Raw genomic sequence first — 13,009 nt, 5'->3', positions numbered from 1 at the left:
CCGACCGCAGGTCGACGGCAAGGGGGAAACGCGATGACGGCACGGCAGCGCAAGTTCTGGGGCTGGGGCTTCGAAGGCGAGGCCCTGTCGCCGGAGGAGCATGACTGGCTGCTCGGCGTGATGCACGAGCGCTTCGGCGACCTGCCGGAACCGATCCCCGTGCCGCGGCTGGAGGAGATCGTCCTGCGGCGGCCGCGGGTGAAGCCACCGGCCGCCCTGGCCGCGATCGTCAGCGACAGCGATGCCGACCGGATCCGCCACAGCTATGGCCAGAGCTTCCCCGACATCGCCCGCGCCTTCCTGCGCCAGTTCCCGGAACCGCCGGACCTGGTGGCCTGGCCGGAAACGGCGGACCAGGTGCGCCAGCTGGTGGACTGGGCCGGCGGCGCCGGGGTCGCCGTGATTCCCTTCGGCGGCGGCTCCTCGGTCTGCGGCGGTGTCGAGCCCGATGTCGGGCCCGCCTATGCCGGCACCATGTCGGTCGACATGACCCGCATGAACCGGGTGCTGGAGGTCGACAAGGCGAGCCGTGCCGCCCTGATCCAGGCCGGGGCGCGGGGGCCGGAATTCGATGCGGAGCTGAAGACGTCCGGCCTGACCCTGCGGCACTTCCCGCAGAGCTACCAGATGGCCACCCTGGGCGGCATGATCGTCACCCGCTCCGGCGGGCATTTCGCCACCCTCTACACCCATATCGACGAGTTCGTGGAATCGGTCGACCTGGTCAGCCCCGGCGGCACGATGCAGACCCGCCGCCTGCCCGGCGCCGGCGCCGGACCGGACCCGAACCGCTGGGTCTCCGGTTCCGAGGGCATCCTGGGCATCGTCACCCAAGCCTGGATGCGGCTGCAGGACGTGCCGAAGTTCCGCGCCGCCGCCACCGTGCGCTTCACCGACTTCTACCGCGCCGCGGGCGCGGTGCGCGCCATCGTCCAGTCCGGCCTGCACCCTGCCAACTGCCGCCTGCTGGACGCGCAGGAGGCGTTCTTCAACGGCGCCGGCGACGGGCAGCACGCGATCCTGGTGCTGGGCTTCGAGAACGCCGACCACCCGCAGGATGCGAAACTGGAGCGGGCGCTGGAGATCGCCCGCGACCTGGGCGGCATCGCCGACCGGCCGAAGGGCGAGGCGCCGCAGCGCAGCGGCGCGGCGGAGGCCTGGCGCACCGCCTTCATCCGGATGCCGTTCTGGCGTGAGGTCCAGGTCTCCTACGGCATCCTGTTCGACACCTTCGAGACCGCCTGCACCTGGGCGGATTTCGAAGACTTCCACGCCGATGTCAGCCGCGAGGTGAAGGCCGCGATCAAGGATGCCAGCGGCCAGGAGGGCACCCTGACCTGCCGCTTCACCCATGTCTATCCGGACGGGCCGGCGCCCTATTTCAGCTTCACCTGCTTTCCCGGCAAGGCGCGGATGCTGGAGGTCTGGAGTCAGATCAAGCGGGCGGCCAACGCCGCCGTCGTCCGGCATGGCGGCACCGTCACCCACCACCATGCGGTGGGCCGCGACCATCGCTTCGGCGGCTATGACGCCGAACGGCCGCCGGTCTTCGCCACCGCCCTGGCGGGGGCGAAGGGCGCACTGGACCCGAAGGGGGTGATGAACCCGGGCGTGCTGATCGACCCGCCCGGCGCACCGCACCGGCCCGGCGGCATCCTGGAGACCCGCTGACCCGCCTGCCCCCGCCGCCCCCGGGGCGGGGTCAGAACAGGGTGCGCAGGGGCACGATGAAGGTCGCGCCGATCACCTCGACCCCGGGATTGGTGTCGCCCAGCCCGGCATTGGAGACATGGTTGAAATAGGCGCCGGCACGCATGCCGCCGCCCAGATGGGCGGTCAGCTCGATCTGGGAGCGGAACTCCAGCCAGTAGCCCAGGTCCTTCGCACTGCTGTTGCCCTGCTTCCAGGCGCCGGCGGCGAAGGACGGGGTCAGGACCAGCCGGTCGAACAGCACCAGGTCGGACAGGATGCCGGCATAGCCGTACAGCGATCCGTCGGTATTGACCGAGGCGCCGACGAACGGCTTCACGATGAAGAGCTGATAGTCGGAGCGGTATTCGAGGCCGAACTCGACCGACTCATTGTCCTTCAGGTTGAAGTCGTAGAAGCCGCCGGTCACCACCAGCATGTCGGTGTCGACCTGGGGCGGCGCCGGCGTCACCTGCAGAATCGGCTTGTCCTCGGCCCGGGCGGGGCCATTGGGGATCGCGGTGCCCAGGAGCAGGCCGACCAGCGCGCCGCAGGCCGCCTTCGCCAGGCGCCGCGCGGGCCCGCCCGCCCGTGCCGCGCCGCCAACCGACCATCGACTGCCGAGCTTCATTGCCTCTCCCCTCCCGCTGGCCGCCTCCCGGGCGGCGGCGCGATGCGCGTCAGGCGCCCGCCCCTTGCGGCGCATGTCCGCCATGTCCCGGCGACGGGCTGCCGTCATGGCCGCCGTCCGGCCCCCTGCCGTGGCTGCCGCCGTCCTGGCCGTGGTTCCCCGCATGTCCGCCCGCCTCGTCCTCCTCCGCGTCATGGGAATGACGATGGTCGCCGGCCAGGAAGGTGTAGATCACCGGGACGACGAACAGGGTGAACATGGTGCCGATCGTCATGCCGCAGGCGATCACCAGGCCGATATCGTGGCGCGACTTGGCGCCGGCGCCGGAGGCGATGATCAGCGGGATCACGCCGACCACCATCGCCGCCGTGGTCATCAGCACCGGGCGCAGCCGGATGCCGGCGGCCTTGATCACCGCGTCATGCTTGCTCAGCTTCTCCTCGGCCTGCAGCTGGTTGGCGAACTCCACCATCAGGATGCCGTGCTTGGAGATCAGCCCGACCAGGGTGACCATGCCGACCTGGGTGTAGATGTTGATCGTCGCCGCGCCCATGAACAGCGGCAGCAATGCGCCCAGCATCGACAGCGGCACGGTCACCAGGATGATGATCGGATCGCGCCAGCTTTCGAACTTCGCCGCCAGCACCAGGAAGATCACCACCAGGGCGAAGGCGAAGGCGATGGTCAGCGAACTGCCTTCCTGCACGAACTGGCGGGATTCGCCGGCGAAGTTGTAGCTGAAGCCGGTCGGGAAGATCTCCTTCGCCTTCGCTTCCAGGAAGGCCAGCCCCTCGCCGATCGAACGGCCCGGCATCATGATTCCGGACAGGGTGGCGGAGTTGAGCTGCTGGAACTGGGTGCGGGCGTTCGGGATCACGTCGTAGTCCAGCGACACCACGGTGGAAAGTGGCACCATCGACCCGTCCGCGGCCTGCACGTAGTAGGTCGTCAGGTCCTCCGGCGTCAGGCGGTCGACCCGCGGCACCTGGGGGATCACCTGGTAGCTGCGCGCTTCCAGCGAGAAATAGTTGATGTAGTTGCCGCCCAGCAGAGTCGACAGGGCGCCGCCGATATCGACCATGTCGAGGCCGATATCCGCCGCCTTGGCGCGGTCGACCTTGACGATCACCTGGGGATTGTTGATCTCCAGGTCGTTGCTGATGAAGACGAACAGGCCGCTCTTGTAGGCCTCCGCCTTCAGGTCATCCATCACCTTGTACAGGCTGTTGTAGTCCGACGTGGTCTGGATCACGAACTGGATGCCGAAATTGCCGGACCCCGGCAGTGGCGGCAGGTCGAAGGCGAAGATCTGCAGGCCGGCGATCTCCGACAGCTCCGGCTGGATCGCCAGCCGGATCTGGGTCTGCGTCCGCTCGCGCTCGCTCCAGGGCTTCAGCAGCATGCCGGCGATGCCCTGATTGACGCCGTTGCTGCCGTTGATCTGGAAGTAGGTGTCGGCCTCCGGGACGGACTTGAAGATCTTCTCCATCTCGCCGGAATAGGCCTCCATATAGTCGATGTTCGCCGATTGCGGCGAGGTCATCTGCATGAAGACGATGCCCTGGTCCTCCGTCGGCGCCAGTTCCGACAGGCTGTTCAGGAACAGGTAGGGCAGCATGGCCAGCACGCCGGCGGTGAGCAGCAGCATCACCGGCCGGAACTTCAGCACCCCGGTCAGGCGGCGCTCGTAGAAGCGGCGCAGCCCTTCGAAAACGTTGTTGACGATGTTCACCAGCCGCGAATGCACGACGCTCTCGTTGAGCATCAGCGAGCTCATCATCGGCGAGAGGGTCAGCGCGACGACGCCCGACACGATGACGGCCCCGGCAAGGGTGAAGGCGAATTCCTGGAACAGCGCCCCGGTGAGGCCGCCGACGAAGCCGATCGGCGCATAGACCGCCGCCAGGGTGATCGTCATGACGATCACCGGCACCGCGATCTCGGCCGCGCCGGTGATCGCGGCCTTCAGCGGCGACAGCCCTTCCTCAAGGTGGCGGAAGATGTTCTCCACCACCACGATCGCATCGTCGACCACAAGGCCGATCGCCAGCACCATCGCGAGCAGGGTCAGCAGGTTCAGCGAGTAGCCCAGCGCCAGCATCATGAAGCAGACGCCGACCAGGGACAGCGGGATCGTCACGATCGGTATGATCACCGCGCGGAACGAGCCCAGGAACAGGAACATCACGATGATCACGATCACCGCAGCCTCGAGGATGGTCTTGATCACCTCCTCGATCGACGCCCGGATGAAGGTGGTGGCGTCATAGGCGATGTTCATGTTCAGCGAGGGCGGCAGGTCCGCCTCGAGCCGCGGCAGCTCCGCGCGCACCAGGTCGATGACCTCCAGCGGGTTCGCCTCCGGCGTGTTCTGGATGCCGATGAAGGTGGCGCGCAGGCCGTTGAAGATCACCGAGGAATCGTTGCTCTGGGAATCGAGCTGGATATCGGCGACGTCCTTCAAGCGGATCAGGGTGCCGTCCTTGACCGCGACGACCAGTTCCTCGAAGCCTTCCACCGAGCGCAGGTCGGTCTGCGCCTCGATATTGATCTGGATGTAATTGCCCTTCACCTGACCGGGGGCGGAGAGCAGATTGTTGTTGCGCACGGCAGTGGCGACCGCCGCGGGGGTCACGCCCAGGGACGCCATCCGGTTGGGGTCCAGCCAGATCCGCATGGCATAGGTCTGGCCGCCCAGGATGTTGGCCGATGCGACGCCGTCGATGGTCTGCAGCGCCGGCTGGATCACGCGGGTCAGATAGTCGGTGATCTGCTCCCCGGTCATGTCCTTGGAGCTGAAGCCCAGGTAGAGCTGCGCGGAACCGCCGCCTTCCGCCTTCTGGATCACCGGCTGCTGCGCGTCCGACGGCAGCACGTTCAGGGTCTGCTGCACCTTCGCCAGCACGTCCGCCAGCGCCGTTTCCGACTGCACGCCCAGCTTCATCTGCAGGGTGATCGTGGACAGGCCCAGCTGCGAGACGGACGTGATGTAGTCGATGCCGCTGGCGCTCGCCACGGCCTGCTGGATCGGCGTGGTGATGAAGCCCTGCACCAGTTCGGCGCCGGCCCCCGGGTAGGAGGTGGTCACCGTGATCTGGGTGTTCTCCATCGCCGGATACTGCCGGACCGGCAGGGTGAAGATCGCCTGCAGGCCCATCAGCATGATCATCAGGCTGACGACGGTGGCGAGCACCGGCCGGCGAATGAAGATTTCGGTAAAGGACATGGGGGCCGCCTGGACCTGTTGTCGGTTGCCGCCGGCCGTCAGCCGCGCGGCAAGTCTTTGCGCGGCCCGAGGGTGACCGTGTTGTTGATCTTGACGGCGGTGCCGTTGCGCAGCTTCGTCTGCCCGGAAGTGACGACCGTGTCACCTGCCTTGATGTCGCCGCTGATCGCGACCTCGTCGCCGCGGCGGTTGCCGACCGTGACGAAGACCTGCTTCACCACCTTCTGGTCCCCGGAATCCTCGACCAGGTAGACGGAATCGCCGAACAGGGAGTAGGTGATCGCGGTCTCCGGCACCGTGAGCACCTGCTCCGACGCCGGCAGCAGGACCCGGACATTGACGAACAGGCCCGGCAGCAGCTTGCGGTCGGGATTGGGCAGGGTGCCCTGGACCGTGATGTTGCGGGTGCTCTGGTCGACCACGGCGTCCAGCGAGGTCAGCTTCGCCTTGAAGGTCTCGCCCGGATAGGCGTCCGTCGTGACATCCAGGTCCAGGCCCACCTTCAGCTTGGCGAGATGCTGGGCGGGAAGCGAGAAATTGACGTAGATCTGGTGCAGGTCCTGCAGGGTGACCATCACCGTGCCAGCGCTGACATACTGGCCCAGATTGACCTGGCGGATGCCAAGCCGGCCGTCGAACGGCGCCAGGATGTTCTTCTGCGCGATCTGCGCCTCGGTCTGCTCGACCGAGGATTCGGCTTCCTGCCAGCGCGCGCGCTGCTCGTCGACGCTGGACTGCGATTGGTCGCCCCGCTTCGCCAGGGTGTTGTAGCGCTCGAACTGCTTCTGGGCCTGCGAGGCGGAGGCGCGTTCGCCCTTCAGGGCCGCCTCCTCCACATCGTCGTTGATCTGCACGAGCAGGTCGCCCTGCTTCACGTCCTGTCCGGAGTCGAAGTTCACCTGGGTCACGACACCGGAGACTTCCGGCGCCAGGTCCACGCCCTGCACCGCCTGCAGGCTGCCCACCGATTCCAGCCGGTTCTGCCAGGTCGCTTCCTTGATCGCCTCGGCAGAAATCGTGATCGAGCCGCCCGCCTGCTGCTGCGCGACGGCCTGGCTGATCATCTTCTCCTTGAAGCCCTGGAAAGTATGAAGTCCGTAGAAGGCCGCGGCGATAATGACCGCCACGACGACAAAGCGCCAGATCATTGGCCTGTTACCCCTGGGGCAGGCACCTGGCCACGACCGGCCGGCACACCGCCTCCCCACGGTGCCGGACCTGCCGGCACCTGAAAATCACCTGTGCCCGCAGTCTAGCGAAAGGCTGTCGCTTGTGCGACGCAAAATCCCCGCGTCGCGGTCAGGCCCCGCGGGCGGTGTTGCAAATTTCCGTCAGCGGCGCGGCTGGTTGTCGACGATCAGGCCGATGCCGGCCTCCTCGCCATCGCCGTCCCGGCGCCCGCGGGCGACGTCCCGGCGGGCCTGCGCCGTGCCTTCATCCCCGCCCTCGTCGCGGTTGCGGTCGTCGCGCAGCGCCGTGCGGGCGACGGGGTGGACCCGGTCGACCCGCTGGGCGAACTCCTCGAACAGTTCCGCCACGCAGCGCGCGATGCGACGGTTGTGGACGTCATTGACCTGGTCCGCCGCGCCCATGCACATGGCGGCGAAGCGCCGCGCGGAATCCGCGGCCTCCTGGAAGGCCTCGGAACGGATTTCGCCGAAGGTCTGCAGGATGCGGTCGCGGGCATCCTTGCCGCCGCCGCCGGCGCGTGCCCCGGACCGGCCGGTCATGCCGTTGCGCAGCACGCCGAAGAGTTCGGCGGTGTCGTCGCCGACCGCTTCCATGATCGCCTCGGCACGCTCGAGATCCCGCGGAGAATAGAGATCGCTTTCCGCAGTATCGGAACTGCCGCCGCTTCCGGTGCCCCAGTTCTTCATGGCGTCCTCACTTGCCAGGCGGCGCCCCGCGCCCTTTGCCGCCATTGTTCAGAACATGGCTGCGGCACGGTCCCCGGCCGCCCCTTGCAGCATCGCAAGGGTAAACTTTTCACAGTCGGGGGCAAAACGCCACCTGCCGCGGCCGGTCGGCGGCCGCGGGCAGGGTCGGGCAAGGGCGGCTCAGGCGCGCGAGAGGGTCTTCTGCCAGGCGACGAACTGGGCGATTCGTTCGCCGAGCGCGCCGCCCGCGCTGGCCGCCGATTTCTCGCGCTCGGCAGGGTCCGCCACGTGATGGCCGGCCGGCGCCAGGACCGCCCCTGGACGGGCGGGCTCCGCCTCCGCCGTCCTGTCCGCCGCTTCCAGCGCACGGCGGACGGCGAAGAGCTCCTCCTCCAGCAGGCAGACATAGCGCGCCGCCTCGATCGTGAGGTCGTGCCAGTGCTGCGCCTCGGCCTGCTGGAAGGCACTCTCGGCCTCCGCCCGGGCCAGGCGGCCATGCAGTTCGGAGATCTGGTGCAGAAGGACGCGGATCTCCGCCCGCGCACCCGCCTCGCCCTTGCCGGACGGGCGTTCGGGCGGGGGTTCAGGCGCTGCCCGATCGTCCGAGGCATGGGGGCTGTAGGAGGAGGGTTCGTCGAGCCGCCGGGCCAGGTCGCCGAAATTGAGGCCGACGGTGCTGAGCATGCCGTTGGCTTTGCGGAGGGCGGCAAGGGCTTCGCCGTCCCGGTCGGATCCGGTCAGTGCCAGGACCTTCGCCAGGCGGTCCCTGTTCAGCCGTTCCCAGCCCATCTACTCTCCTGTCCTGTTGACGCTCGGCCCATTTCGCCCACCGGGGTTGGCACCCTCCGGGAGTTGGGCGCCGCGGCAATGCGCGCGGCCGGTTGAGCAAGCTGTACTGCCATTCCGGCCCGGTCGTAGGCGGACCTCGCCACCGGGCCCTGCATGGCCCCGACGCCCGAATCGGGGCTGCCTTCATGAAACGGTAAGGGTCCGGGCGGGAAAGTCCAGGCTGCGAAAGGCAAAGGCGAGGACAGTTTCCCCTGCGGGATCAGAGGGCCGAAGATAACAACGACCGGGGGCCGATTGTTCCCCGATCGACACAACCGGCGGTCCGCCCGGCCGCCGCCCCCTGCAACCCCTTCAGTCGATCAGGCTGCCGTCGATCCGGCTGCCGCCGGAGCGGTCGGCGAACAGGCTGCCGATCAGCGCCAGGACCGACGCGAACAGGGCGATGAAGGCGACCAGGGCCCCGAAATAGGGCAGGAATTCATAGCCCAGGCCGCTCTGGGCGCGCTGTTCCAATTCCCAGATCCGCCACCAGGCGTCCCACAGGGACACGCCGAAGAACAGCAGGGCTGCCGCCCGGCTGGCCGCGGACCAGAGCGCCACGGCACAGAGCAGGGCCAGGATCACGAACAGCCAGCCGGCCAGGCCCCGCGCCCCGGCATCCGCCAGCAGCAGGTCCTGCACCGCGCGCATGCCATGCGCCCAGGCGGGCGACTGGTCGGCCACCACGTAGAGGAAGGCCAGGTGCACAAGGACCAGCGCGAACAGGGTGACGGCGCCGAACCGGGTCAGGCTGAACGCCCAGCGCCGTTTGCTGCGCCGCAGGCCGAGCGGCTTGGGTCCATGTGCGGGCAGGGTCATCCGCCGCGTCCGCCGTTCGCGGCCGGTTCGCCGCCGCTCACACCCACGTTCGCATCGCCTGCCTCGCCCGGGCGGGCGACGAGCACCAGGGCCGGCGGGGGTGCCAGCCGCGCCGTCTCGTAGGCCGCGAGCGCGTGCGCTTCGACCAACGCCGCGATTTCGGCGGCATCGCCGCCGGGGGCGAGGGTTTCGGTCAGCGCCCCCCCGTCCAGCGGCGCGTGGCGGGCTTCCAGCGCGGCGCGTTCGGCACGGAAACCGGCGAAGCGGGGCGCAGCGGCCAGGCTCATCGCCCGCACCGCAAGCGCCGACCACAGGTCCGCCACCCCTTCCGGCGGGCTTCCGGGCACCCGGAGCGGCGATGCGAAGGGGCCTGTCGCCAGCAGTGGCTCGCCCCCCGTCGCGAACAGGCTCGCCGGCCCGCCCCCGTCGGTGGTCGCCTGTCCCCAGTCGCTCTCCTGGGCGGCCTGCGCGATGGTCAGGGCGACCGGCAGGGGGCCGAGCCGGTCGGCCAGAGCGGCGGCTACGGCCAGCGGCTCCTGCTCCGCGCGCGCGGCGGTCAGGCCCGGCGCGGCAAGGGCGGCCGCAACCTCCGCCAGGAGGGAAAGTTCGGCATCGCCGAGCGCCCCGGCATCCGGGGCATCCGCGATCGTCGCCAGGCGGTCGCGCAGGTCCTGCATCCGGTCGTTGACCGACAGGACCAGCGGCAGCAGCACCGCCACGAACAGCCGGTCCCGCTGCGGCGCGGGCAGCGCAGACCACCCTTCCGGCAGGCGGTCGACGAACAGCCGCGGCACTTCCGCCGGCGAAGCCGCGGCGACGGAGGTCAGGTCGTAGCCGGTCCGTTGCAGGGTGCGCTCAAGGTCTGCCACCGACCTGTAGGGCTGGAAGCGCACCGCATCGGCGCCGGTATTGCCGAGCCCGCCGCCAAGGAAGCCGCCATCGTCCAGCACCCCCATGCGGCCGAGGACAAGCACCCCGAGCGCAAAGAGTGCCAGCAGAAACATCTGGCGTCGGCGCTGGTTCTGCGGCGACGGATCCTGCGGCTGGCTTTGGAACATGGTTGAAGTCCCTAACACTTCGGCGGCATCTTCGCCTAGACCGGGGGCGGAGATTTTCCCGCATCATGCCCGTTTTCACCGCCAGTACTGCATCGGAACGGCCGCCAAGCGATGGAATACAGACTCAAGACGCACCTCTGGGTCAACGCCATGGTGCGCCTGCACGACCGGGCGGCGATCCCGATCGCGATCCTGCATCGCGGCGACGAGGATGCCGGTGGGCTGATGATCAAGCAGGACCGGCGGGGCCGCGGGATCTGCCTCTGGACCCAGGCGCGCGACCCCCAGGGTCGCCTCACCTGGATCCGGCCGCATGACGGCGAGACCCTGGAGGAGGCCGACTGCGCCGCCCGCATCGAACGCGCCCTGAAGCGCGACCCGGACCTTTGGGTGATCGAGGTGGAGGATCGCGACGACGTCCGGCTGTTCGCCCAGCCCGGGCTGTTCTGAGGACCCGGCCCGAACGCCTCAGGGGGCGGCGACCGGCACCCAGAGCACCTGGTCGATGCGGTCCGCACCGGATGCCAGCATCGCCAGCCGGTCGACCCCCAGCGCGATGCCGGCGGCGCGCGGCATGCCATGCGCCAGGGCGGCCAGGAAGTCGCGGTCGATCGGCACCTCGTCGCCGTAGAGGCGGCGCTTCTCCGCCTGGTCGTGCAGGAAGCGCGCTTCCTGCTCCGCCGCGTCGGTCAGCTCGCTGAAGGCATTCGCCAGCTCCAGCCCGCAGATATAGAGCTCGAACCGTTCCGCAATGTCGGGCCGGTCGGGCTTCAGTCGCGACAGGGCGGCCATGTGGGCGGGATAGTCGTACAGGATGGTCGGCCGGTCGACGCCCAGGCAGGGTTCCACCCGCTCCAGGAAGATGCGGAAGAACAGGTCGTCCCAATCGTCGCCGTCATCGCTGCGAACCCCGGCGGCATCGGCCAGCGCCCGCAGTGGAGCCGGCCGCGGCCGCCCGCCGTCCGCCGCCGGCCAGACCGGATCGAGATCGATGCCGGCATGGCGGCGGAAGGCGTCCGCCACTGTCAGGCGCTCGCAGCCGGCATCCGCGGCGCAGGCGCGGCCGCCATGGCGCCACTGCCCGATCCCTGCCGCGGCCGCAACGGCGGCCAGCAGCGCCTCGCAGTCGGCCATGATGTCGCGATAGTCCGCATCGGCCCGGTACCATTCCAGCATGGTGAATTCCGGATGGTGCAGGTCGGAGCCCTCCGCGTTGCGGAAGGTATGGGCGATCTGGAAGATCCGCGGCTCGCCCGCCACCAGCAGCTTCTTCATCGCGAATTCGGGCGAGGTGTGCAGGTAGCGCATCGCCGCCGCCCCGTCGGGCCGGCGCAGTTCCGTGGCGAAGGCCTGCAGGTGCGGCTCCATGCCGGGGCTGACCTGCAGGGCCGGGGTTTCCACCTCCACGAAGCCGGCCGCGTCGAACCAGGCACGCAGCCCCTTCACCACCCTGGCGCGGCAGGCCAGATGGCCGCGCCGCGCCGCGTGGCGCGCCGGCTGCCACCAGGCCGGGCCATTCATCGCCGGACCGTCCGCTTCTGCCACTCATGCCTCCATCGCATTTCTTGCCGGTCGCCGGCCGAGTTGCTAGGTTCCGCCGCGATTTTCATCCACGCCGCGCCACGGGCCGATCCGGGGCAGCGGCGGCACGGCCCGCCCCATCGACGACCGGCACCGCCCGCCCTGCGGCAGGCGGCCGCGCCATCAGCGCCGGCGGGCCCTGCCCATCCGCCAAGAGAACAGGACATATCCGCATGGCCAAGGTGAATGCGAGCCAGATCCGCGCCGGCAACGTGATCATCATGAACGACAAGCTGTTCGTCGTTCTGAAGGCGCAGAACGTGCAGCCCGGCAAGGGCGCCGCCGTGACGCAGCTGGAAATGCGCGGCGTCGTCGACGGGGTCAAGACGAACGAGCGCTTCCGCACCACGGAATCGGTGGAGCGCGCCTTCATCGACGAGCAGGAGTTCCAGTTCCTGTTCCAGGAAGGCGACATGTTCACCTTCATGGACACCGAGACCTTCGAACAGGTCGCGGTGGACGGCGAGGTCATCGGCGAGCCGAAGGTCTTCCTGCAGGAGGGCATGCAGGTCCGCCTGTCCCTGTACGAGGGCAAGGCCGTGGCGGTGCAGATGCCGCAGACCGTCACCCTGGAGGTGCTGGAGACGGAGCCGGTGGTGAAGGGGCAGACCGCCTCCTCCTCCTACAAGCCGTCGCTCTGCGAAAACGGCATCCGGGTGATGGTACCGCCGCATATCGGCGTCGGCACCCGGATCGTCGTGTACACCGCGGACAGCACCTATATGGAGCGCGCGAAGGACTGAGGCGCCTGAAAGCTCAGGTGGGGCCCATGACCCGGCCCCGCCAGCGCAGCCCCAGCCAGGCGAAGCCCGCCAGCGCCAGGGTGGAGACCAGCGCCATCGCCAGCATCGACAGGAAGCCGAAGCGCTCGTAGAGCTGTCCGGCGACCAGCAGCCCCAGCCCCAGCCCGACCCCGCCGGAGGCGGCGGAATAGAGCACCTGCGCCGTCGCCGACCAGGGGCGCGCCACGGCCCGGGCGATGAAATGCATGGCCCCCAGATGCGCCGCGCCGAAGGTCAGCCCGTGCATCACCTGCAGCGCCAGCAGGATCGCCAGGTCCGCGGTGAAGGCTGTCGCGGTCCAGCGCAGCATGCCGGCGCCTGCGCCGGCCAGCAGCAGGCCGATCGGCCCGCACAGCCGCACCGCGCGGTTGGACACCGCGAACAGCGCGATCTCCGCCACCACGCCGACGGCCCAGAGCAGGCCGATCACCGGGTCCGGGATGCCGATCGACTGCCAGTGCAGGCTGCCGAAGGCGTAGAGCATCGCATGGCTGGACTGGGCCAGCGCGCCGGACAGC

At 69.1% G+C, this 13,009-nt stretch carries 12 protein-coding genes; 3 read left to right on the top strand and 9 right to left on the bottom strand.

Features of this window, described 5'->3' with window-relative positions; genetic code table 11:
- The first annotated feature begins 33 nt into the window (after window positions 1-33).
- Complete coding sequence (locus tag ACFOGJ_RS15955; RefSeq protein WP_379902146.1) at window positions 34-1,671, top strand: FAD-binding oxidoreductase; 1,638 nt, start codon at window positions 34-36, stop codon at window positions 1,669-1,671.
- Window positions 1,672-1,702: 31 nt separating this feature from the next.
- Here the strand turns inward: ACFOGJ_RS15955 and ACFOGJ_RS15950 are convergent, their stop codons facing one another.
- From ACFOGJ_RS15950 to ACFOGJ_RS15920, 7 genes are all read right to left on the bottom strand, one after another.
- Window positions 1,703-2,320 (bottom strand): acyloxyacyl hydrolase, encoded by a 618-nt coding sequence (locus tag ACFOGJ_RS15950; RefSeq protein WP_379902144.1) that lies wholly within the window; start codon window positions 2,318-2,320, stop codon window positions 1,703-1,705.
- A 49-nt stretch (window positions 2,321-2,369) separates the two neighbouring features.
- Window positions 2,370-5,546 (bottom strand): efflux RND transporter permease subunit, encoded by a 3,177-nt coding sequence (locus tag ACFOGJ_RS15945; RefSeq protein WP_379902142.1) that lies wholly within the window; start codon window positions 5,544-5,546, stop codon window positions 2,370-2,372.
- 38 nt (window positions 5,547-5,584) lie between these two features.
- Window positions 5,585-6,694, bottom strand: coding sequence for an efflux RND transporter periplasmic adaptor subunit (locus tag ACFOGJ_RS15940; RefSeq protein ID WP_379902140.1), 1,110 nt, complete (start codon window positions 6,692-6,694; stop codon window positions 5,585-5,587).
- 183 nt (window positions 6,695-6,877) lie between these two features.
- Window positions 6,878-7,423 (bottom strand): hypothetical protein, encoded by a 546-nt coding sequence (locus ACFOGJ_RS15935; protein ID WP_379902138.1) that lies wholly within the window; start codon window positions 7,421-7,423, stop codon window positions 6,878-6,880.
- A gap of 180 nt (window positions 7,424-7,603) precedes the next feature.
- Entirely contained in the window at window positions 7,604-8,212 is a 609-nt protein-coding gene (locus ACFOGJ_RS15930) for a hypothetical protein (protein ID WP_379902136.1), read from the bottom strand.
- Between the two features lie 351 nt (window positions 8,213-8,563).
- Window positions 8,564-9,070: a hypothetical protein gene (locus ACFOGJ_RS15925; protein WP_379902135.1), complete on the bottom strand. Its 507-nt coding sequence runs from the start codon at window positions 9,068-9,070 to the stop codon at window positions 8,564-8,566.
- A complete protein-coding gene (locus tag ACFOGJ_RS15920; protein ID WP_379902133.1) occupies window positions 9,067-10,128 on the bottom strand; it encodes a hypothetical protein in 1,062 nt (353 codons plus the stop codon). Before ACFOGJ_RS15920 ends, ACFOGJ_RS15925 begins: the two co-directional genes overlap by 4 nt.
- A 111-nt stretch (window positions 10,129-10,239) precedes the next feature.
- On the opposite strand from ACFOGJ_RS15920, the gene ACFOGJ_RS15915 reads away from it, so the two are divergent.
- The gene (locus tag ACFOGJ_RS15915) at window positions 10,240-10,578 is read left to right on the top strand and encodes a DUF1491 family protein (protein ID WP_379902131.1); all 339 of its coding nucleotides are present in this window, start codon (window positions 10,240-10,242) and stop codon (window positions 10,576-10,578) included.
- A gap of 18 nt (window positions 10,579-10,596) precedes the next feature.
- On the opposite strand, the gene epmA is transcribed toward ACFOGJ_RS15915, so the two are convergent.
- A complete protein-coding gene (gene epmA, locus ACFOGJ_RS15910; RefSeq protein WP_379902129.1) occupies window positions 10,597-11,673 on the bottom strand; it encodes an EF-P lysine aminoacylase EpmA in 1,077 nt (358 codons plus the stop codon).
- Between the two features lie 209 nt (window positions 11,674-11,882).
- Here epmA and efp point away from each other — a divergent pair, with 209 nt between their 5' ends.
- Window positions 11,883-12,452, top strand: a complete 570-nt coding sequence (gene efp, locus ACFOGJ_RS15905; RefSeq protein WP_379902127.1) for an elongation factor P — start codon at window positions 11,883-11,885, stop codon at window positions 12,450-12,452.
- A 13-nt stretch (window positions 12,453-12,465) separates the two neighbouring features.
- Here the strand turns inward: efp and ACFOGJ_RS15900 are convergent.
- A partial coding sequence (locus ACFOGJ_RS15900; protein ID WP_379902125.1) for an MFS transporter occupies window positions 12,466-13,009 on the bottom strand: 544 nt, incomplete at its 5' end.

It is taken from the genome of Marinibaculum pumilum (assembly GCF_042646425.1).
Taxonomy (GTDB): Bacteria; Pseudomonadota; Alphaproteobacteria; order Ferrovibrionales; family Ferrovibrionaceae; genus Marinibaculum; species Marinibaculum pumilum.
The sequence above is the reverse complement of the archived record's forward strand: the minus strand, read 5'-3'. Positions and strand labels throughout refer to the sequence as shown.